We start from the raw sequence: 22937 nt of genomic DNA, 5'->3' as shown, positions 1-22937 counted from the left end.
AATACTGAAAAATATATCCTTTTTATAATATATAAAAAATGGGCTTGCAACATCATGTTGCAAGCCCAAAAGCACTGAGTATTTGTGCAAATAAGTTTTAACCTATAATCAAATTACTTTTTCTTTTTTACTTCGAAGAAAATAGCCAATCCCAACAAGCCAACTAAAAAGAACGAAGCAACAAAGTCAATTTTTGAGCCTTTTGCTATTACTTCTGGTTCAAATTTAAACTCGATGGTGTGTTTTCCTTCTGGAACAACTAATGCTCTCAATACGTAGTCTGCACGTAAATGTGGTTTGTATTGTCCGTCGATGTAAGCTTTCCAATCTTGGTTACCACGGTAGAAGATTTCAGAGAAAACTGCTAATTGTTCTGAACTTGCGTTTGAGCTATAAGTCAAATGGTTTGGCTTATAGTTGGTAAGAGTAATTTTATTATTAACAGAATCAGTTTTAATCACTGACAAGTTACCTAATTCCGCTTTGAAACGTTGGTCAACAACCGCTGTCTTTTTAGGGTTAAAGTTGGTTAGTGCATTGATTTCTTCATCAGCGGTAGGTACCATTTTGATTTCTTGTACAAACCAAGCATTTCCACAAGCTTCAGGATTTAATTGCACAGCTGGTGTACCTTGAGCACCTGGAACCACTACATACTTCGCATTGAGCATATTTAATACCTGAAGATTCAACGGATTTTTAGAAAGATGATGCTCCACTAATTCTTGGTATCTACGCAATTTTGCTCCATGATAACCACCCAATGATTGGTGATAATACGACATTTTGGCATCACCCACAAAGTTTGTTGAAAGGTCAATTACTTTATAAATGCCTTTGTCTTTCATAATTTCTGCATCAATTGGCGAAGGGGCTGTATTTTCTTCAACTGCTGCTTTGTCGATAAATGAATCATTGTTGAAATAGCGTTTGTCAACTGAAAACAAGTCAAGCGTTACTAATAAAATCAAAACGGGATATAATACTGATTCTTTGATTTTTCCTTTGGCAAATGCCCAAATTGCCGCAGCAGTAATCGTAATGTAGATAAATGTGCGGAAAGCATCTGCGCGCAACAACGAAGCTCTATCTTTTACAATGGCATTAAGGATTTGTGTGTCGAAAGACTGATTGCCTGATAACTGGAAGGTAGAGTCGTTTGGAGAACGGAAATTGAAAAACAAATCAGGAAGTAAAGCTAGGATTAATGAGAACCCTGCTGTCAAACCAAAGCTGATAAGCAAATCTTGCTTAATTTGTTCAAATGTTAACTTTTCTTCAACGATACGTTTGATGGCTAATACTGCCATGGTAACCAATGAGAATTGTACAAGACAAAGAATCATAGTCACTGCTCTAAATTTATTGAACATCGGGAAGTAATCAAACATCAAATCATTAAAGAAGAAGTTTTTACCCCATGACAATACAATATATAAAACCGTAGTGCCAATTAGCCAGTATTTCAATGAACCTCTTACTACAAAGCATCCTAGCAAGAACAAAAAGCATATTACTGCACCAGCGTATGCAGGTCCACCTACAAAGCTCTGATCGCCCCAGTAAGCTACACTTCTTTCTGAAAATCCAAGTGCTACTTCTTCTGGTTGTCCGTTATCAATAAGTACTTTGTATGTTTCAGATTTGTTGCCACCAAGTGAACCACCTGAAGCCCCACCTCTAAAATTTGGAATAAGTAACGTTCCTGTTTCACCTATACCATAACTCCAGTCAAAAGCATAATCTTTGTCCAAACCACCATTTGACTGCTTATTTGATGTTAATTCTGATTTGCCACGAATTGTTTCTTTCGAATATTCAAGGTTACTCCATAAACGCATAGCGTGGTTTGCTGCACCAACACCTAGCGAACCAGCCAAAATAGCGAGCGAAATAACCAATTGTTTTACTTGACCCGCTTTGATTTTCTCGATGGCTTCTGCTACTATTAAAATTCCCCACGATAGGAATAGATAATAAGTAATCTGTACGTGGTTGGCATATAGCTCCAATCCCATAAATAGGGCAGTAAGCGCCGCACCAATCCAGTATTTGCCTCGCATGATAAGAACTGTCCCGGCTAATACTAAAGGAGCAAAGGCAAGAGCTAAAGCTTTTGAGTTATGTCCTGCAGGTATAATCACCATATTAAAAGTACCCAAGGCATAGCCTATGGCTCCCAAAACTGATAGCCAGTTGTTAAGACCAAGTATGATGAGGAAGATATACATCCCAAGCATATTCAAGAATATCATGTTGATAGGGCTAGGGAGTGCATTATTGGCATACTGACCAATCTTGGTTGTAATACTTTTAGGGTATTGTGCCGAAATCATATAGGTAGGCATACCCCCAAACATAGAGTTAGTCCACCAAGTGGCTTCACCAGTCGTTTTTCTGAACTCGACAGACTCGTGAGCGGCTGCTTGAGCCATTTGAATATCATGTTGCTGAATGACTTTGCCTTTAAGGGCTGGTGATGCGTAAATCCCTGCCAATACCGCAAAAAATACAATCGCTACAACGTGCGGAAGGAATTTTGTGAATGAAAATTGCATGTTTTGTGATTAAGATTTTCTTGATTTAATGAATACATATCTTATCTGCTATGAAACAAAGATAAAAGGAATCCTTCATTGATAAATGAACTTGTTGGCACTTTCGAGAGTTTTTATATCAGTTTCTTGGACTAATTACGTTATAGCGACAATGATTATTGGATTTTTAAAAGAAAAACAGGCTATTTTTATCGAGTTTTGATTTTTTTCCTCAAAAATTCAAACCATTTATCCTTAACTTTGTCAATACGTATAATAATACTCATAACTAGATATAATGAAAAAGTTGATTTCGATTATCACGTTTGCGGTGGCTGTAAACCTATCTGGTGCCTATGCACAAGACTCAAAAGCTGGCGCAATCATTGATGCTATGCAAAAAAATATAAGTCGATGAAGTCGTTTAGCGCTACATTTACTTACGGAGCTGACGGTAGTAAGCAATTGCTAAAAGGCGATATTACGGTAAAAGGCCAAAAGTATCGTCTAAAACTAGCTGGTCAGGAATTATTTAATAACGGCAAAGACGTTGCAACTTATATTAAGGAGACTAACGAAGTAAATATCTCCGAATACGAACCAAGCGAAAATGACTTGAATCCAGCAAAAGTTTATTCTTTCGATAAAAAAGGATACAAGTATACTTTTGCAGGTGAGACTAAAGAAGGTGCCAATACTTTTGAACTAGTAGAGCTTTCTCCTGAAAAAAAGGGTGGTCAAGTTTCGAAGGTAAAAATTAAAGTAAATAAAGCAGACAAATCCGTTGGTGGTTGGACAATCATTGACAAGAGTGGAAAGCGTCAAACATTCAATGTGATTAAATTTAATCCTAATACAAATGTTGATGACAAATTCTTTTCTTTCGACAAATCGAAATATCCTGGTGTAGAGATTAACGACCTTCGCTAGATAATAGACATAAAAAAAGGCTAACTCAGTAATGAGTTAGCCTTTTTTTATTGAAATATCGGATATGGATTTTCGGAATGGTGATTCGCTATTTTTTTAGAAAATATATTCCTTTTAATTAATTTCCGAAATCAGAAATCCCCAAATCTCAATTGTTGAGAATTCTTCGTACGTTACTAATTCACAATTCACAACTCACAATTCAGCACTAATACTTATTCTGGTTTTCTCAACAACCACAATCCAATAAAGGTAATAGCTCCGTTAACTAATAACTTCTCAAAGCCGAATTGATAGCCATTCAACCATGCTTGTGAGTTACTATCAATTATGTACGTCAGAATTGGAGATGCAACACACAAATAGGGAACAAACTTGTCTTTTACAGGAGTCTTTGTAAACAAACCAAATGAAAATAAGCCTAACAACGGGCCATAAGTGTATCCAGCGATATTAAATACTGCTGAAACGATAGACTGCTCACTAAAAGCATAGAAAATCATAATTACAACAAAGAACAAAGCTGAAAAGCCTATATGTACATAATGCTTGATTTTTGTACGTTGTGACTCCTCAAATTTTTCGATATGCATAAAGTCAATGCAAAAGGCAGTTGTCAATGCCGTAAGCGCCGAATCAGAACTTGCATAAGTAGCTGCTGTGATTCCTAGTAAAAATGTGATAGCGGCTACGGTTCCAAAATGTCCATCCAATGCCAACATTGGATACAACTGGTCGGTTTTGGTAGGGATAGCAAACCCAATTTTATCTGCATAGATATACAACAATGCTCCTAAAGCGATAAACATTAACGTTACTACGGCAAACGTACAGCAAAACCAAAACATATTCTTTTGCGCTTCTCCAATGTTTTTGCAAGTAAGATTTTTTTGCATAAGATCTTGATCGAGTCCTGTCATTACGATGGCAATAAAGGCACCAGAGATAAAATCTTTAACAAAATGATGTTTGTAAGAGAAATCATCAAAGAAAAACATTTTTGAATATTTACTCTCCTGAATCGTTGAAATCATTCCTGAGAAACTTAACCCTAATTTATCGTTGATTAAGATAATCGTTAAGGCTAAAGCGGTCAATAAGAAGAATGTTTGTAAGGTATCTGTTACAATAATCGTTTTGACACCACCTTTGTAGGTATATACCCATATTAGGGAGATGGTAACCAATGCTGATACGGCAAAAGGAACATGCCAATTGTCGAATATCGCTAACTGTAATACTTGTACCGCCAAAAATAAACGTGCTGCGGAGCCCAAAGTACGTGCTAGTAGAAAGAATGCTGAACCCGTTTTATATGACCAAAAACCAAAGCGTTTTTCTAAATAGGTATAAATAGAAATTAGATTCAATTTATAGTAGAGAGGAAGCAATACCGTTGCGATGACAAAGTATCCAACGAGATTTCCTAAAATGATTTGATAATAGGAAAGTGAAACTTTTCCGACATCTCCTGGCACAGAAATGAACGTAACACCCGAAATAGATGTTCCAATCATACCAAAGGCAACTAGCCACCAAGGAGATTGTTTATTAGCCGTAAAAAAGGTATTTGTATCTGCTCCTTTTGACGTAAAGTGTGCAACAACGATTAGAAGTAAGAAGTAAACTGCCAATATGCCAAAGGCCAAACCTGTGCTCATAATTTTTAAGGTTGAGTTGATAAGTAAATGCTTTAATTGGGTGGTTGATAATAAGAAAATAATACTCCCTTTGTATCAAAAATGAAAGGCAAAATTGATATTTTTTGTTAAATTTGCTAATAGAGCGAAGAATATATTTCTAAGCTCATTATTAATGCGTTATAATCCAATAAGTTAAAAATAATAAATATTTCACAGATGCGCCCATTTGAACAATTTGAAGAAGAAGTAGATGTACTGGACGATGTCAAAGATACCGACCAATATGACTTAGTAGTCTTCAATGATGATGTCAACACGTTTGATTATGTTATCGAAACGTTGATTGACGTTTGTGGACACACCCCAGAACAAGCAGAACAGTGTACTATCTTGATTCACTTCAAGGGTAAATGTTCTGTAAAAAAAGGTTCTTTTGATGAATTAGCCCCAATGCGCAATGATATTTGTCGCAGAGGTCTTTCTGCTGAGGTCATGTAATATTGACTGCTGCTTGTCCTTATTAATTGCTTACCACGTTGAATTATCCATCCAAATTAATTGAACAGGCTATTGACGAAATAGCCAAGTTGCCGGGCATAGGTAAAAAATCCGCTCTGCGTATGGCTTTGCATTTGCTTAAACGAGATGAAAAGCATACGTTAAAACTAGCGGAGGCTATCGTTGCGATGCGTACACAGATTCGTTATTGCGAACAATGTCATAATATTTCAGATACCGAAATTTGTGGAATCTGTGCTAATCAAAAGCGAGAAGCTTCACTAATTTGCGTAGTCGAAGATGCTCGTGACGTACTAGCCATCGAAAATACTTCCCAATACAGAGGTTTATATCATGTACTAGGAGGTATTATCTCTCCACTAGAGGGTGTAGGTCCCGCAGATTTGAAAATCGAGTCTTTGATAAACAGAATAACAACGTCTCAAAATACGGAGAATCCCATCACAGAAATTATCCTCGGGCTCAGTCCTACGATGGAAGGAGATACAACCGCTTTTTATTTGACTAAACGAATTAAGCCATTTGGTGTCAAAATAACAACCATCGCAAGAGGTATCCCAATTGGGGGTGATTTGGAGTATGCCGATGAGATTACACTTGGTCGTAGTATCGTCAGTCGCATTGCTTATGAGTAACAATGTTTAGGGTATGTTACCCGTTTTACTGAGTACAAGAATACTTAAACTTATATATACTTATGAACCGTAAGAGCTTTTTAAAATCAGCATTTGCTTCTGCTTTTGCTTTGTCAGGATTAAAATCATGGGGTTTTGGTAGAAAATCTAACTACAACCAGTTTTTACCTTCTTTGACACTTGAGCAAGTTTCATTAGAAACCGCTCCATATTCATTAGCAGCGCTTCCTTACGCTCCCGAAAGCTTGGAACCGAATATCGATAAGCTTACCATGGAAATTCACCATGGTCGTCACCATAAGGCTTATGTTGATAATTTGAATAAAGCAGTTGCAGGTACTCCAGCTGAGAAACTAACATTATTAGAGCTGATCAAAGATGCCGGTAAACAGCCTGTTGCTATCCGTAACAACGGCGGAGGCCACTGGAATCACACATTTTTCTGGAATGTTCTTTCTCCAAAGGGAGGAGGCGCTCCAAAGGGTGATTTAGCCAAAGCTATAGAATCAACTTTTGGTTCGTTTGATAAATTTAAAGAAGAATTTGGCAAAGCGGCAACTACTCGTTTTGGTTCAGGTTGGGCTTGGTTGATTGTTCAGGATAAAAAATTGGTGATTTCATCAACACCAAACCAAGACAATCCTTTAATGGACGTTGCTGAGAAAAAAGGACAGCCTATCTTGGGACTTGATGTATGGGAGCATGCCTACTATTTGAAGTACCAAAATAAACGTGCTGACTATGTAACTGCGTTCTGGAATGTAGTAAATTGGGACGAAGTCTCTAAAAATTTTGAAAATGCTTTGAAATAGGTTTTGTTAAATTCCAACTTAGTGAGACCTTTGTATCCCCATTTTTGTTTTATCAAGGATGGGGATTTTTCATCATAAAACTTATGTAAGTTATGAATTCAGAAACACTTCTCGACACAATTCCATCGCTTGACCTTGCAGACTTCCTTTCGGGAGATGCAGAGCGTAGAGCCAAATTTGTTCAAGAATTAGGCTCAGCATTTAATAATATTGGTTTTGTTGCCATCAAAAATCATGGTTTAACAGACGAACTTACTGCTAAACTTTATGAGGTAGTTCAAAAGTTCTTTTATTCTGACGACGAATTAAAGTTTAAATATGTAGTTCCGGGTATTGCTGGGCAAAGAGGTTACGTAGCGAAAGGAAAAGAAACAGCAAAAGGTTTTAAAGTAGCTGACCTGAAAGAGTTTTACCATATCGGTCAGCCTAAGATTGATGATGGCGACCCTATTTGGGCTGAATACCCTGACAATGTTTTTCCTTCAGAACAACCTGAATTTGAGCAATACACTGTGGAGGCTTACAATACGCTTCAGGTAGCGGGTAAAAACTTGCTTCGTGCTATTGCGATTTACTTAGAATTGCCAGAAGATTATTTTGAAGACAAGGTAAGGCATGGTAATTCTATCTTAAGAGCAATTCATTATTTTCCTATCCTCAATCCAGATGATATGCCAGAAGGCGCTGTTCGTGCGGCTGCTCACGGCGATATTAATTTGATTACGCTACTGATGGGTGCTTCTGCTGAAGGGTTGGAGGTTTTACGTCGTGACGGTGTTTGGATTCCTATTACCTCACTTCCAGAATATGTTATTGTGAATGTAGGTGATATGCTCGATCGTTTGACGAACCATAAACTTAAATCTACGATTCACCGTGTGGTAAATCCGCCGAAGGAAAAACTTTGCACATCACGTTTTTCTATACCGTTCTTTATGCACCCACGTTCTGAGATGGATTTAACCTGTTTAGACTCTTGCGTAAATGCTGAGAATCCTAAATTATATGTAGATATGACAGCAGGGGATTTTTTGAACGAGCGTCTGATCGAATTGGGATTAAAAAAATAAATTTTAGTACTTTATGCCTACTTAGGTTTGTCTTTGACTTGTTTAATCAAAACAAATTTAAGAATTTAGCGAAGCGTTTGAGAATGAGTGGGTTCTTTTTCTCAAACGCTTTACATTATTAAACGCCGTTGGAAAGAATGTACTTTTGGGGCATTCTTACTTGCATCTGATGAAACTTTCTAAGCATTATGATTTCTTAAAAGACGTTCTTGTCTTAGCCTTTACAACTTTTGGTGGTCCACAGGTGCATCTCGCTATGTTCATTAATCGATTGGTACATAAGAAAAAGTACCTAACCGAGGAGGAACTGTTAGAAATTCAAGCGTTGTGCTCGTTTTTACCTGGCCCCAGCTCTACACAGACGCTTATTGCGGTTGGATATAAACTAGGAGGTCCGAACTTAGCTTACCTAACCTTATTTTTGTGGATTGCTCCAGCAGTTACCATTATGACGATGGCAGCTTTCGGAATGACCTATCTCGAAAATCGCGAAATTGTACGATTTATTCAACCTATTGGTATTGCCTTTATTATCCACTCTGGGATTTTGTTAGGAAAATTAGTGTTGAAAAATACCTCTAACTATGTTCTCATGGTTCTAGTGGCGGCATTTGCCTTTTATTTCCAATCTCCTTGGGTTTGTCCTATTGCACTCATTGTAAGCGGTACCATTACTTCTTTTAATTACAAAGATCATCCTCGTCAGAATAAGCATCGCATGATAATTCCTTGGGCGAATTTCAATCTGTTTTGGGGATTTCTGGTGTTTTTAGCCTTGCTGGGGCATTTTACAGATTCAATGCCTCTTTTATTATTCGAAAACTTTTATCGAAATGGAAGCCTTGTATTTGGCGGAGGACAGGTGCTAGCACCAATGCTTTTTACAGAATTTGTAGAGTTTAAAGAGTTGATTCGTAGTGATGATTTTCTTACCGGTATGGCTCTGTCACAAGCGTTGCCAGGGCCTGTGTTCGCTTTCACTTCTTATCTTGGGACACTTGCGATGAAAGGGCATGGTATCGGACAGCAATTACTTGGAAGTGCGGTTGGAGCAGCAGGTATTTTTCTTCCTGGGACTTTTTTGATATTCTTTGTTTACCGAATCTGGGGACAATTAAAGCAGTTTAGGGCTATTAGAGCTTCTTTGGATGGGATTAACTCTGCTTCTGTTGGTCTCACCTTGGGCGCAGCAGTTTCCTTCTTAGAACCTATCTTAGTTCAGAAAGACTGGCTTGGCATAGGTACAATCTTGGTAACACTTTTAATTATTAGATTTACAAAAATACCAAGCTTTTATATTTTCTTAGGAGGTTTAGCGATTGGTTTGATAGTTTATCTTTAGTCTCTCTTAAATCAAAAAAGCGGTCGAAAATACTTTTCGACCGCTTTTTTGATACTTGAATATCGGATGATATATTATTAGATGCAAAGCATTACTACCTTACTTCAATAAGTTTAATAAGTATTTTCCGTAACCACTTTTTACTAATGGCGTAGCTACAGTACGTAATTGTTCTGCATCGATAAAGCCCATTCTGTAGGCTACTTCTTCAATACAACCAATTTTAAGTCCTTGACGCTCCTCGATTACTTGAACAAATTGACCTGCTTGCATCAATGAAGCAAAGGTTCCAGTATCTAACCAAGCAGTTCCTCTATTCAATACACCAACTTTCAATTTACCTCTTTCCAAATAAACCTTGTTCACATCTGTAATTTCATATTCTCCACGAGGAGATGGTGCTATGTTTTTAGCAATCTCAACTACCTCATTGTCATAGAAATACAAACCTGGAACAGCATAGTTTGATTTTGGTTCTATTGGTTTTTCCTCAATAGAAAGAACATTAAAGTCATTATCAAATTCTACCACACCATAACGTTCTGGGTCATGTACTTGGTAGGCATATACAACACCTCCATCTGGGTCGTTGTTAGCTTGCAATAATTTACTCAAACCTGAACCGTAGAAGATATTATCACCTAACACTAAGGCAACTTTATCATTTCCAATGAATTCTTCTCCAATCACAAAAGCCTGCGCCAAGCCGTTTGGTTCTGGTTGAACTGCGTAGCTGAATTTGCAACCAATTTGTGAACCGTCACCCAATAATTTTTCGAAATTAGGGAGGTCGTGTGGGGTTGAGATAATCAAAATTTCTTTAATACCCGCCAACATCAAAATTGATAGCGGGTAATAAATCATCGGCTTGTCATAAACAGGCATTAACTGTTTACTTACGGCCAAAGTTAAAGGATGAAGTCGGGTGCCTGAGCCACCAGCTAAAATAATACCTTTCATATCAATATCAGTTTATTAACGATTCTCGTACATGGTTTCGTAATATTTTTGGTAATTACCAGAAGTTACGTTGTCCAACCATTCTGTATTAGCTAAGAACCAATCTACGGTTTTCTCCAAACCTTCTTCAAACTGAAGAGATGGTTCCCAACCTAACTCTTTCATGATTTTGTTTGCATCGATAGCATAACGTAAATCATGTCCTGCACGATCGGTTACATAAGTAATAAGTTGCTCAGATGTACCTTCTGCACGACCTAACTTTTTGTCCATCACCGAGCAAAGAAGTTTTACTAGGTCAATATTTTTCCATTCGTTAAAACCACCAATATTGTAAGTCTCACCAAGGACGCCTTTGTGGTATACCGTATCAATTGCACGAGCATGGTCAATTACAAACAACCAATCACGGACGTTCTCTCCCTTACCATATACAGGTAGAGGTTTGTTATTGAGGATGTTATGAATCATCAAAGGAATCAACTTCTCAGGGAAGTGATTAGGTCCGTAATTGTTTGAACAGTTGGTAATCACTACAGGCATTTTGTAGGTATTTCCATATGCTCTCACAAAATGGTCTGAAGATGCTTTTGAAGCAGAATATGGCGAACGTGGGTCATAAGCTGTAGTTTCAGTAAAGAAATCTTCAGGGTTATGTAACTCACCATAAACTTCGTCTGTTGAAACATGGTAAAATCTTTTGCCATCATAATTGCCTTTCCAAGTATTTTTGGCAGCGTTCAACAGGTTTACAGTACCAACTACATTTGTCAAAACAAAAGCCATTGGGTCTGTAATTGAACGGTCTACGTGTGACTCGGCAGCAAGGTGAATAACACCGTCAAAATTATGTTCAGCAAAAAGTGCGTCAACAAATGGGGCATCTACCAAATCGCCTTTCACAAAAGTATAGTTTGGTTGATTTTCGATATCTGTCAAGTTTGCCAAATTACCTGCATAAGTCAATTTATCAAGATTGAAGATTTGGTATTCTGGGTACTTGGTCACAAACAACCTTACCACATGAGAGCCTATAAAACCAGCGCCACCTGTAATGAGAATTTTTTTCATTGTATTATTTTTCTAATAAAATTACTTACGATTTACCACAGCAAGTTGCCATTTCCAAGCATCGCCAAGTGCCTCTGTCAAAGTTTTTTCAGCTTTCCAACCCAAAATCTCGTTAGATTTGCTACAATCAGCATACACTGCTGTAACATCACCCTCTCTTCTTGGTTTAATCGCATAATCCACTTTCAAGCCAGTAGCTGTTTCAAAAGCTGTGATTACTTCCAAAACCGAGCTACCTGTACCAGTGCCGATATTGAAATAATCATAATATGTTGTCTTTTCTTGTTGTTTCAATAAAAGTGCTAAAGCCGCAACGTGTGCTTTTGCCAAGTCTACTACATGGATGTAATCACGAATTGCAGTACCGTCGGCAGTAGGATAATCATCACCAAACACTGACAACTGTCCACGCAAACCTGCTACCGTTTGAGTAATGAAAGGTACTAAATTGGCAGGAACTCCCAAAGGCAATTCACCGATTAGTGTACTTTCATGTGCTCCAATTGGGTTAAAATATCTGAGTGAAATGGCTTTCAAACCTCTATTTGTAGCAACAGTGTCTTTGATAATTTCTTCACAAATCTGTTTTGTGTTGCCGTACGGGGAGTTTGCAGGCTGTACCTTCGATAGTTCTGTTACTGGTAATGCCTCAGGCTGACCATAAACAGTACACGATGAAGAAAATACTAGATTGGAAACTTTATGTTCCTCCATTTTTTCCAACATCAAAACAGTAGCTGCTACGTTATTTCTGTAATATTTCAACGGCTCACTTACCGACTCTCCAACTGCCTTGAATGCAGCAAAGTGAATAATACCATCAATTTTATTTTCTGTAAAAACTTTATCCCAAGCAGCAGGGTCATTGATGTCTGCTTCATAACATGTTACTGGTTTCCCAATAATAGTTTCGAGTCCCGCAAGCACCGCTTTTTCAGAATTTGAAAAGTTGTCGAAGATAATAGATTCATAGCCAGCGTGATGTAGCTCAACAACAGTGTGTGAGCCGATGAATCCAGCCCCTCCAGTTACAAGTATTTTCATCATGGTAAGATTAAGAAAGATTTGCTTTCAATAACAAAGTTAATAATATCGAAATCTAAAAAAAATTATATTTTTGAATTGTGAGTATTTGGTAATATTTATCAAGTTTTGTAGCAACTTTTCAGATAATATTTACCTTTAAAACAGCTTTATTTTTTAGAATTTTCAGTACAAATTTACAATTTTCAAGACAAAATAGGCTTGAAATTCTCCTGATTAAGGACAATAAGGCGTTTGTAGAATAAGGTCTAATAGCCTATTGATTGACTAATATTAATTTGTATATTATTGGTTGTCAGTGTTTTATATGTTAGTAGTTAATTTTTCTACCTTCCTCAAGACTTCATGTACAAACGGTTGTGCTAATACCATTTGCATCTATGGACAAGAAATAATAATTCTCCAAAAATAGATGGAGATGTGAACTCATTCGCTTAAATTGTGTTTATCAAATATTATGAGTTTTTGACGAGGGGTTTTTAAAATATTACCTAAATGGAGGAGTGAGGTATAGATAAAATACCGTACTGTAAACAAAAGCTTATTCATAAATTATAATGTCTATTTTATGGAGTTGAGAGATTCAGAACTGAAGGCCTTAGTTTCGTTATTGGATGACGATGATTCGGAGGTGGTAACGATGGTTGAATCAAAGATTAAATCTTTGGGGGGAAATATTATACCATATTTAGAAGACAGATGGGAGGAGTCCTCGCTGAGTCCTGTGATTCAGAGAAAGTTAGAGGATTTAATTCATGATTTACAATTTAATTCTTTCGAAAAAGGGTAGTTGAATGGTATGATACGGGAGCGCAGGATATTTTGAAAGGCATGTGGGCTATCGCAACCTATCAATATCCAGAACTGTCTTTGGAAAAACTAGAAGCTGATATTAATGCATTATATCTGGATGCATGGACTGAATTAAGAGATGATATGCATCCGATGGATCAGATAAAAGCATTAAATCATGTGTTTTTTTCAAAGCATAAATTTGGCGCAAATACCAAACATTTTCATTCAGCATCTAACTCGATGATCAACGTGGTATTAGATTCGCACCGAGGAAATCCAATTTCATTGTGTGTGATTTATATGCTTGTTGCTCAGAAACTTAAACTGCCGATTTATGGTGTAAATCTTCCTAATTTGTTCATTCTGACTTACAAAACAGAGAAGGTACAGTTTTACATTAATGTGTTTAATAGGGGACTAGTTTTTAGTAAAACCGACATTGATAATTATTTGCAACAGTTGAATATAGGTCAAGAAGAGATTTTTTATCAACCTTGTGAAAATATCGACATTGTCAGACGAGTGTTGCGAAACTTAATTATTGCTTTTGAAAAAATAGGCGATACAGAAAAAGTAAAAGAATTAGATGCAATTTTGATGCAATTAATAGCCTAAGAAAAATAAGTTATCCCGAATTTTAAGATTGGGATTATTCTCTAAGTTTTCATCAAAAAAGCGGTCGAAATATTTTCGACCGCTTTTTTGATGCTGAAATGAGTAAACTCTAGATGCAAAGTATTGCGTCTCTACCATAAAATTCATATTGAAAATAATCACACATTTACTCAATCACAGCTCCCTCAATTTATATAGTCACGGTTAGGATATAGTCTTCCCAATAAAAAACTTTTAAAGCTAGTTCTTCTTTCACTTCTTCAAAATCCACATAACCTACAATCTGATCGGTTTTACTTACGAATGGTTTGATATAAATATTATCTCTCAAGCTCATTTTCTTTTTGCCGTACCATTTGTACAAACTTTCTTTCGCACACCAGTAAACGCCAATTTGTTCTGGAGTTCCATCGAGCGCATTTGTCTCATTTTCAGACAAAAAGCGTTTGGCTACTCGTTCCAACTTACTAGAAATTTTCTCAGTATCTAAGCCAACAGGCTTTTCCAAATCGATACTAATGGCAGCAAATTTTTCTGCATGAGTTATCGAGATATTTGCATAATGATTTACTAAACAAGGATTCGAAAATTCGTCTTTCCAAACACCTAAAAACTCAATTCCCATTTCTTGACATGCAAATTTCAGGCAAGTTCTACTTGCTAGCCATTCTAGTTGCTTTTGAGGATGCGTACTATTAGAAAATTCTTCAATTTGATTTTCAGAAATACCTAGATATGCAGTATAAAATGAAATATCTTCCTCAATTTTCCAGACACAAAGAATTTGACTTTTGCTTAGTTTTTGATTAAAAAAATGGGCATAAATAGCGTATGAATGAAATGAACTTCAAATTTCAGAAACTTTTTAAACTCTTCAAAACCTTTTATAGGAGTTTTGAGGTTGGTAAGAAAACAAGTACTTTTGTACTATAAAACCTTGTTTGTTCAACCAAATGAGGAAAATTTGCGTATATGTTAGTAGAAAAATTTGATACTTTTTCTGGACATCGCGACTGCGTGTATGCCTTGGAAAAAGGAAATAGCCACAACCAGTTTTTTTCATCGGGAGGTGATGGCTTGGTTGTGCGTTGGAATGTAAACCAACCAGATACTGGAGAATTATTTGCTAAGATTCCAACATCTGTATATGCTCTAGCGTTTGATGAAAAACGCAATCACTTGTGGATTGGGCAAAACTTCGATGGTATTCAGGTTTTGGATATCATGAACAAAAAAGAAATAGGTTCATTAAAGATAACAAACACTTCTATTTTTGTTATAAAATTGTTTGATAATCAGGCTTTTGTAGGTCTATCTGATGGTACTATTGTCGTGATAGATATGGATTTGTTGTCTATACGCAAACACATAAAAGCTTCAGATAAGAGTGTTAGAACTATTGATTTTAATCCAGTAACCCAAGAAATTGCAGTTGGCTATAGTGATTTTACGGTTAAAATATTTGATTTAACCGATTTTTCATTGAAATTAGTAGTTGAAGCGCATACAAACTCAGTGTTTACGGTTAAGTATTCTCCTGATTATAAATTTCTGTTAACTGGAGGGAGAGATGCGCATCTGAAAATTTGGAATGTTTCCGAAAATTATCAACTTCAACAGGATATTGTCGCTCATTTGTTTGCCATAAATGATATTTGCTTTCATCCCGATTTACCGCTTTTTGCTACATGTAGCATGGACAAATCGATAAAAGTTTGGGACAGTGAAAGCTTTAAACTGAAAAAGGTAATTGACAAAGCTCGCCATGCTAGTCATGGGACGTCGGTTAACAAGCTTCTTTGGTTAAAAGAATCTTCATTTTTAATTTCTGGCTCCGACGATAGAAATGTCTCTGTTTGGAAAATTGCATAGACTAAATATTTAGCTATTCCTTTGTGGGATATAGTTTATAAACCAAAAACTATTTGCCGCAATAAAAATAAAAGATATATGAGAATTACTCCTTTAGAAATTAGACAACATACCTTCGATAAAAGTTTTCGTGGCTATGACACCGAATCGGTTGACGCTTTTTTACTTTCGCTTTCTCAAGAATGGGAGAGAGTTGCCGAAGAGGTAAGAGTGACTAAACAATTACTTGATAAAGCTGAGCAAGAGGTCACTCGTGTGAAGGAGATAGAATCTAGCCTTTTCAAGACTATTAAAGTTGCAGAGGAAGCTCAAAAAGAAATTAATGAAAAAGCTCATCTGGAAGCCTCAAAGATAATTGATGATGCAAAACTTACTGCTGAAAAAATTATCGAAGAAGCAAAAGCCGAAGCCTTGCAGATTGAGGAAGACGCCAAACGTCAATCTAATATTGCCGTTGCCGATGCTGAAGCTCGTGCTGCCTTTTTGGTTGAAGAAGCTGACTCTAAATTGATTACATTCGAAAGAGACACTAAGTCTCTCGAAAAATACAAAGATCTCTTGGTCTTAGAGTTGAAGAAATTTGCAACAGATACACTAGATAAAATTTCGAAATTTGAAGAGCGTACAACAATTTCTGCCGAAGTAGACACTATTCAGCCAGAAGAAATTGTCTCAGTTGTAACTGAACCAAGCGCTATTGTGGAAGAGTCAACGGAAGTTTATACAGAAAAAGAAGAACTGTTAACTACCACTGAAAGCCTCGCTCAAGAAGTTGATCTTTTTGATGAAGAAGAAGGCGAACTTCCAACCGTATCTTCTGTTTTGCAAGATGAGCATGAAGTATCAGCTTTTTCAAGTGAAGAAAAACTTCCATCTTTATCTTCAATTCTGGAGAGTGAAGCAGATGTCATTGATAATCCATTACTGGAGAGTTTGATCCAACAACCAGAATCTACAGAAGTTGCTGAATCTGAATCAACTATCGAAGCAGTTTCGGAAGTAAACGAAATAATCGAAGAAAATAAGGTGGGTGTAACTGAAGAGATTATTTCAAATGAGGAGAATGCTGAAGAAAGTTCGCAGGCTAAGGATCCTTATAAGTTCATTAAGAAAATTAAAAAAACTGGCGATACCAAAGGGCTTCCTACGGTATCATCTGTTATGGAAGAATTGAAGAAGGATAACCCTGGTGGAATTGCCAATGGGGGAGGTTCTTTCTTTGATGCTTTTTAAAAAAGAATACAAAACAATTTTCATAGAGTCAGGTAGCACAACTGCCTGACTCTTTATATTTTCGGTCAAATTAAATTATCATTTTAAATGGGAACTATTGAATTAGAAGGACTTGAGTTTTTTGCCTATCATGGATACTATGAAGAAGAACGTAAAATTGGTAATCGTTATCAAATAGATGTAAAAATATCTGTTGATTTTTCGTCCGCTGCGCAAAATGATAAGCTAAAAGATACGGTTAACTACGAAGATTTGTATAGAATTATTGCAGGAGTCATGCAAACAAAATCTAAGTTGTTGGAGCATGTAGGTCAATTAATTATAGATGAAATCCGTAAAATTTATCCTAATGTTCAGCAAGTGCAGGTGGCAGTTTCTAAATTTAACCCACCAATTGGAGGTGTTTGCACTCGTGCAAAAGTTACCGTAATCGGCTGATTTGCATAAAAACTTGCTTATATTTGTTTATTTATTTACCAAAAGTAATTCACCTCTATGGCTCATCAAGTAACAATCAAGGATATCGCCAAGCATTTGAATATTTCAGTTGCTACAGTTTCTCGGGCACTGAGAGATATGCCTGATATCAAACCTGAAACCCGTCAGGCTGTTCTTGATTTGGCAAAAGAATGGGACTATCAACCAAATGTTCTAGCTACAAGTTTAGTGAAAAGTAGAACTAAGACCTTAGGTGTTATAGTGCCTGACTTAGGGTATCATTTTTTCTCATCTGTTATAAAAGGTATCGAGGCAGAGGCCTTGTATAGAGGCTATACTTTACTATTGACGCAAACAGGTGAAAGCTATGAGCGGGAGTTGGTAAACTTACAGACCTTATCAAGAGGGCAAGTGGAAGGTTTTATTATTTCGCTTTCTCAGGAAACTTCAAATTATGACCATATTAATAGACTTATTAGAAAAGGTATTCCCATTGTTTTTTTGATAGGGATGCTGTAGGGATAGATGTTTCTAAAGTTATGGTCGACAATGTTGGTGCTGCCTATGAGGCTGTTATTCATCTTTATCAAAATGGTTGTCGGGAAATTGCTTTCCTGGCAGGTCCAAGAAGTGTCACGGTGAGCAATCAACGAATCGAAGGATACAGAAAGGCTCTTCAAGATTTGAATATTCCTTTTAAGGATGAGCTAATTGTGCATGGGGAATATAATTTAGATAAAGCAATTGCCTTGACTCATGGATTGATGAATCTAACCGATAGACCAGATGGCTTGGTTGTAGTAAGTGATAGATTGGCAGTAGGCTCCATGATGGCGTTGCGTTCAAAAGGGATATCAGTTCCTGATGATGTATCAGTAGTAAGTTTTAATGACGAACCTATTTGCAGTTTTCTAACGCCAACTCTTTCTAGCGTTGCACAACCGACTACTGAAATTGGTCGTATCGCAACTTCCTTATTAATTAATCAAATAGAGGATGGACAAGAATTTTATAAACCTCAGGTACGAGTTTTAAAAACTCATCTTGTAATTCGAGAATCCTCAAGAAGAAAATAAGTAAAAAACGTACTTGAATAAAGTACGTTTTTTTGTTTTTTGACTAAAATCTTCAATTCTGAGCAAAAAAACAATTATTTTGCAAGTAGTTGATTTTCAGCTGTTTGTGCGAAATTGATAATTCTAAGATTATTAAAAAAGGCTATTTTTACCCCAGATTTTGGGTAAAAATAGCCTTTTTTAGGGTTTTGAAGCGCCTGAGAATCGTGTAAAATACTAAAAATAGACCTTATGGTGGTTCATTTGAGTCTCATGCGATTGTCAGGCCTTAGCACTTTTGAATAGGAGCGAGGGTTTATTAGGCTTCATCTTCATAAGAAATTCCAATCGTTTCTAAATCATCCACTCCCAATTCAGAAGGTTCAATAAGAATTTTTAATGATTTTGTACCTGCGTCACTTTTCCATTCTTCAGCGGCATCATCCATGATTGTTAAGAGAATTTCTCTTAGTTCATCATTTTCGTCTGCCAAGAAATCATCATAATTTCTGAATACAATAAAAATTTCATTTTGAGCCAACCAAGACAAATCATTTAACATTTCGTCGAAGGCATCAAGGTTTGAGCCAAAATCTGAAGGGAACTGTAGTTGTTTTGATATCGTAGTATAAAATTGTTCGATAGTCAAATTTTCCTCGCCATCCACATAAACTAAAACTTGACTTTCATTTGGCACTAACACACAAAGCTCACTCAATATTTTAAAATTTGCCATGATTTGATTTACTGGTTTGTTTAGAATTTGGAATTATTTGAAAACTTCTGTAATGGTCGTTTGTATAATATGCTTTTCCGTCTGAGCCTGTAACAATTCTTTCTGTACCTCGATTTTTGCCTTCTACTTTTGGATTTACATCCCACTCTTGGTACTGAATCTTCCGACCTTCTTCATCTTCTTGCGGTAATAACTTTTCATAATTACCAAACTTTCTGCCGCCTACATAACCTTCGATTGGCTTACCACTAGATTTTATATGCGACAGTACCTCATACACTTTACTTGGAATGTCGCCATTGGACTTAATTTGGTCAGTATTATTTTGACTGTTATTGTCCTTTTTCCTTTTGTGTTTCTTCTTTCTGTAATCATTCTGTTTCTCAACGCGATGGATACTTTCTGAGAAATACTTTGCATAGCTTTGCCAATTAAATCCTACCAGCAGGGCAAAGACCAATAGCAAATACTGAATCTTGGTTTTTAACATAAAACTTTATTGGTTAATTGTTTTAGAAATGAATGATAGAACCTTTCATTCCTACTTTATAGATGTAAATCTACAAAAATTAGTCATTTATTTAAGATTCATAAAATCAAAATTATCCTAAGTAAAAACAACTACTTAAATTACGGAAAATCAACCTTGAAATAGAGATGTAAAATTTACAGCTTCAATATGGTGTTCTAGAATTGTTGTTTATCAGGAGGATAGATAGTTGAAATTTGGATACTGAAGTCGGTTTTAGAGTTAATTTACCTTTTAAGTATCTCAAGCTAATTTTAAGCTCAGTTTTAGAAAAATTAGAAACCAATTAAAATCAATGTACCAGTTATATACTAACTGGTCTGATATTTGCAAACCCCCGAAAAATTCACGAAATTTGTATATATAGGCTAATTTTTGGCATTTAGTTTATCTCAACATCTACTAAACTTTCCAATATTATCCATGATTAATAAGGAATGAAAGGTGAAAACAGAAATAACTATTGAATTTCATTCCCGAAATACATAATCAAAGAATATGTCAGATCAAATTAGTAACATTATCCCCATCAACATTGAAGACGAAATGCGGGGAGCGTACATTGACTATTCAATGTCCGTAATTGTATCCCGTGCATTACCTGACGTCCGCGACGGCTTGAAACCGGTACACCGCCGTGTGCTATTTGGAATGGATGAGCTAGGCGTCAATTATAATAAAGCTTATAAGAAATCAGCTCGTATTGTAGGAGAGGTGCTTGGTAAGTATCACCCACATGGTGACTCATCAGTTTATGATACCATGGTTCGTATGGCTCAAGAGTGGTCTTTACGTTATCCATTGGTAGACGGTCAAGGTAACTTCGGTTCAATTGATGGTGACTCACCAGCTGCAATGCGTTATACTGAAGCTCGTTTAAAGCGTATCGCTGAAGAGCTATTGGGAGATATCAATAAGGAAACTGTTGATTTTCAACCAAACTTTGACGATTCACTTGAAGAGCCTACAGTTCTCCCTGCAAAAATCCCTAACCTTTTGTTGAATGGTACTTCTGGTATCGCAGTAGGTATGGCTACCAACATGGCTCCTCATAATTTGAGTGAAGTTGTGGATGGTATCACTGCTTACATCAACAATAGAGATATCACGATTCCTGAATTGATGGAGTATATCAAGGCTCCAGATTTCCCAACTGGTGGTACTATCTATGGTGTTCAGGGGATTAAGAATGCTTTCGAAACTGGTCGTGGTCGTGTGGTGGTTCGTGGAAATGCTACCTTCGAAACTTCTAAAACTGGTAAAGAGCAAATTATTGTTTCTGAAATTCCATACATGGTAAACAAAGCTGCCTTGATCAAACAATGCGCAGATTTGGTAAATGATAAGAGAATTGAAGGTATCTCTGAGATTCGTGATGAATCTGACCGTCAGGGGATGCGTGTGGTTTTTGATTTAAAACGTGACGCTGTTCCAAACGTTGTATTGAATAACCTGTACAAACATACAGCTCTTCAATCTTCATTCAGTGTTAACAACGTTGCCTTGGTAAAAGGTCGCCCGATGACATTGAATTTGAAAGATTTGATTCATTATTTTGTTGAGCACCGTAATGAGGTAATCGTTCGCCGTACACAGTACGATTTGAAAGAAGCTCAGAAGCGTGCACACATTTTGCAAGGATTTATTATTGCACTAGACAATCTTGATGCTGTTATCAAGTTGATTCGTGAATCTCGCGATCCAAATACAGCACAAGCTGGATTGATGCAATCATTTAACCTCTCTGAAATTCAGGCAAAAGCAATTCTTGAGATGCGTCTCCAACGCCTTACAGGTATGGAACGTGACAAGATTATGGCTGAATACGAAGAGATTCAAAAGCAAATCAAAGACTTAGAGGATATCTTAGCCCGTCCTGAAAGACAGTTAGAAATTATCAAGATAGAATTGACAGAAATTAAAGAACGTTATGGAGATGAGCGTCGTACGCAAATCAACATGACAGACGATGAGTTCTCTGTTGAGGATATGATTGCTGATGATGAAATGTTGATTACAGTTTCGGCACAAGGCTATATCAAACGTACTCCTTTGGTTGAGTACAAAGCTCAAAGTCGTGGTGGTGTAGGTTCTCGTGCTGTAGCTACCAAAGACGATGATTACACTGAGCATTTGTTTACTGCAACTATGCACAACTGGCTTTTATTCTTTACTGAAAAAGGTAAATGTTTCTGGTTGCGTGTATATGCAGTTCCTGAAGGTTCGAAGAATGCCAAAGGTCGTCCAGTACAAAACTTAATGAATATCGAGAGTGGAGATTCAATTCGCTCAGTTATTAATGTGAAGTCTATTACGGATGCCGATTATATCAACAACAACTTTATCGTAATGTGTACAGAGGATGGTACAATCAAGAAGACATCTCTTGAAGCGTATTCTCGTCCTCGTCAAAACGGTATCATTGCTGTAACAATCCGTGAAGGAGATAGATTATTGGATGTAGCATTGACAAATGGCAACAACCATATTATTATCGCTACTAACTCAGGTCGTGCAGTTCACTTTGAAGAAAACCGTGTTCGTCCGATGGGTCGTTCAGCGGCTGGTGTGAAAGGTATCTGGCTTGATGAAGAAAATCCTAGTGAAAAAGTTATTGGCATGGTTTGCGTAGAAAGTCCTGAGACTCAGCAGTTATTGGTGGTTTCAGAAAAAGGCTTTGGTAAACGTTCAGATGTGGAAGAATATCGTTTGACAAACCGTGGTGGTAAGGGTGTGAAAGCATTGAATATCACTGACAAAACTGGAAACCTAGTAGCCATCAAGGATGTTACTGACAATGATGATTTGATGATTATTACAAAAGCTGGTATCTTGATTCGAATTGCGGTAGCAGACTTAAGAGTAATGGGCAGAAATACACAAGGTGTGAAGTTAATTCGTTTGAAAAACGAGTCTGACGAGATTTCATCTGTTACTAAAATTGTAAAAGATCCAGAGGAAATTCAAGAGACTGATTCTGATGTAGTTATCAATGATGAATCAGACGATACTGCTTCGGCAGAGTAATAAATTTAGATAGCTAGGGTAGGATAGAAGCAATTCAAAATCCCCCTAGCTATTTATTTTCTTAGTACAACTTT

Annotated in this window: 20 protein-coding genes and 1 pseudogene; 13 read left to right on the top strand and 8 right to left on the bottom strand. The window is 36.7% G+C overall.

The features are described from left to right. Nucleotides 1–113: 113 nt before the first annotated feature. Complete coding sequence (locus BWI92_RS18320; protein WP_095165390.1) at nt 114–2558, bottom strand: hypothetical protein; 2445 nt, start codon at nt 2556–2558, stop codon at nt 114–116. A 393-nt stretch (nt 2559–2951) separates the two neighbouring features. On the opposite strand from BWI92_RS18320, the gene BWI92_RS18315 reads away from it, so the two are divergent. Continuing rightward, nucleotides 2952–3467: an outer membrane lipoprotein carrier protein LolA gene (locus tag BWI92_RS18315; protein WP_229363302.1), complete on the top strand. Its 516-nt coding sequence runs from the start codon at nt 2952–2954 to the stop codon at nt 3465–3467. A 215-nt stretch (nt 3468–3682) separates the two neighbouring features. Here BWI92_RS18315 and BWI92_RS18310 read toward each other — a convergent pair whose 3' ends face one another. Then, the gene (locus tag BWI92_RS18310) at nt 3683–5128 is read right to left on the bottom strand and encodes a sodium:solute symporter (protein ID WP_095165388.1); all 1446 of its coding nucleotides are present in this window, start codon (nt 5126–5128) and stop codon (nt 3683–3685) included. A gap of 198 nt (nt 5129–5326) precedes the next feature. Between BWI92_RS18310 and BWI92_RS18305 the strand changes: the two genes are divergently transcribed. The 5 genes from BWI92_RS18305 (at nt 5327) to chrA (ending at nt 9488) form a co-directional block, all read left to right on the top strand. Continuing rightward, a complete protein-coding gene (locus BWI92_RS18305) occupies nt 5327–5608 on the top strand; it encodes an ATP-dependent Clp protease adaptor ClpS (protein ID WP_095165386.1) in 282 nt (93 codons plus the stop codon). A gap of 38 nt (nt 5609–5646) precedes the next feature. Then, a complete protein-coding gene (gene recR / locus BWI92_RS18300) occupies nt 5647–6264 on the top strand; it encodes a recombination mediator RecR (protein ID WP_095165905.1) in 618 nt (205 codons plus the stop codon). A gap of 62 nt (nt 6265–6326) precedes the next feature. Further along, a complete protein-coding gene (locus BWI92_RS18295) occupies nt 6327–7076 on the top strand; it encodes a superoxide dismutase (RefSeq protein ID WP_095165384.1) in 750 nt (249 codons plus the stop codon). Nucleotides 7077–7168: 92 nt separating this feature from the next. Then, nucleotides 7169–8146: an isopenicillin N synthase family oxygenase gene (locus BWI92_RS18290; protein WP_095165382.1), complete on the top strand. Its 978-nt coding sequence runs from the start codon at nt 7169–7171 to the stop codon at nt 8144–8146. 169 nt (nt 8147–8315) lie between these two features. Then, the gene (gene chrA, locus BWI92_RS18285) at nt 8316–9488 is read left to right on the top strand and encodes a chromate efflux transporter (protein WP_095165380.1); all 1173 of its coding nucleotides are present in this window, start codon (nt 8316–8318) and stop codon (nt 9486–9488) included. Nucleotides 9489–9587: 99 nt separating this feature from the next. Here the strand turns inward: chrA and rfbA are convergent, their stop codons facing one another. The 3 genes from rfbA to galE are packed head-to-tail and all read right to left on the bottom strand — an operon-like array spanning nt 9588 to nt 12563. Next, nucleotides 9588–10448 carry a glucose-1-phosphate thymidylyltransferase RfbA gene (gene rfbA, locus BWI92_RS18280; RefSeq protein WP_095165378.1) on the bottom strand — a complete coding sequence of 287 codons (861 nt, stop codon included), beginning with the start codon at nt 10446–10448 and terminating at the stop codon, nt 9588–9590. Between the two features lie 15 nt (nt 10449–10463). Further along, entirely contained in the window at nt 10464–11519 is a 1056-nt protein-coding gene (rfbB, locus tag BWI92_RS18275) for a dTDP-glucose 4,6-dehydratase (RefSeq protein ID WP_095165376.1), read from the bottom strand. 21 nt (nt 11520–11540) lie between these two features. Further along, nucleotides 11541–12563, bottom strand: coding sequence for a UDP-glucose 4-epimerase GalE (gene galE / locus BWI92_RS18270; RefSeq protein ID WP_095165903.1), 1023 nt, complete (start codon nt 12561–12563; stop codon nt 11541–11543). A 574-nt stretch (nt 12564–13137) separates the two neighbouring features. Here galE and BWI92_RS18265 point away from each other — a divergent pair. Next, nucleotides 13138–13973 (top strand): annotated as a pseudogene (locus BWI92_RS18265) (transglutaminase-like domain-containing protein). Nucleotides 13974–14163: 190 nt separating this feature from the next. On the opposite strand, the gene BWI92_RS18260 reads toward BWI92_RS18265, so the two are convergent. Next, complete coding sequence (locus BWI92_RS18260) at nt 14164–14598, bottom strand: 4'-phosphopantetheinyl transferase superfamily protein (protein WP_095165373.1); 435 nt, start codon at nt 14596–14598, stop codon at nt 14164–14166. A 347-nt stretch (nt 14599–14945) separates the two neighbouring features. On the opposite strand from BWI92_RS18260, the gene BWI92_RS18255 reads away from it, so the two are divergent. The 5 genes from BWI92_RS18255 (at nt 14946) to BWI92_RS28730 (ending at nt 18592) form a co-directional block, all read left to right on the top strand. Next, entirely contained in the window at nt 14946–15845 is a 900-nt protein-coding gene (locus BWI92_RS18255; RefSeq protein WP_095165371.1) for a WD40 repeat domain-containing protein, read from the top strand. A 21-nt stretch (nt 15846–15866) separates the two neighbouring features. Beyond that, complete coding sequence (locus BWI92_RS18250) at nt 15867–17078, top strand: DivIVA domain-containing protein (RefSeq protein ID WP_141234834.1); 1212 nt, start codon at nt 15867–15869, stop codon at nt 17076–17078. 87 nt (nt 17079–17165) lie between these two features. Then, nucleotides 17166–17516 (top strand): dihydroneopterin aldolase, encoded by a 351-nt coding sequence (gene folB, locus BWI92_RS18245; RefSeq protein ID WP_095165366.1) that lies wholly within the window; start codon nt 17166–17168, stop codon nt 17514–17516. A gap of 57 nt (nt 17517–17573) precedes the next feature. Then, complete coding sequence (locus tag BWI92_RS28735; RefSeq protein ID WP_310588931.1) at nt 17574–18035, top strand: LacI family DNA-binding transcriptional regulator; 462 nt, start codon at nt 17574–17576, stop codon at nt 18033–18035. 20 nt (nt 18036–18055) lie between these two features. Further along, nucleotides 18056–18592, top strand: coding sequence for a substrate-binding domain-containing protein (locus BWI92_RS28730; protein WP_310588930.1), 537 nt, complete (start codon nt 18056–18058; stop codon nt 18590–18592). A 298-nt stretch (nt 18593–18890) separates the two neighbouring features. Here the strand turns inward: BWI92_RS28730 and BWI92_RS18235 are convergent, their stop codons facing one another. Together BWI92_RS18235 and BWI92_RS18230 are read right to left on the bottom strand one after the other, a co-directional pair. After that, nucleotides 18891–19307: a barstar family protein gene (locus BWI92_RS18235; protein WP_095165364.1), complete on the bottom strand. Its 417-nt coding sequence runs from the start codon at nt 19305–19307 to the stop codon at nt 18891–18893. Continuing rightward, nucleotides 19294–19797, bottom strand: a complete 504-nt coding sequence (locus BWI92_RS18230; RefSeq protein ID WP_095165362.1) for a ribonuclease domain-containing protein — start codon at nt 19795–19797, stop codon at nt 19294–19296. The genes BWI92_RS18235 and BWI92_RS18230 overlap by 14 nt, the downstream gene beginning before the upstream one ends. 537 nt (nt 19798–20334) lie before the next feature. Here BWI92_RS18230 and gyrA point away from each other — a divergent pair. Next, on the top strand, nt 20335–22863 hold the full coding sequence (gene gyrA / locus BWI92_RS18225; RefSeq protein ID WP_095165360.1) for a DNA gyrase subunit A: 2529 nt from the start codon (nt 20335–20337) through the stop codon (nt 22861–22863). Nucleotides 22864–22937 lie beyond the last annotated feature (74 nt).

This window comes from Flectobacillus sp. BAB-3569 (genome assembly GCF_002270355.1).
In the GTDB taxonomy this organism is placed as follows: domain Bacteria; phylum Bacteroidota; class Bacteroidia; order Cytophagales; family Spirosomataceae; genus Flectobacillus; species Flectobacillus roseus.
This window is presented reverse-complemented; position numbering and strand designations above follow the sequence as displayed.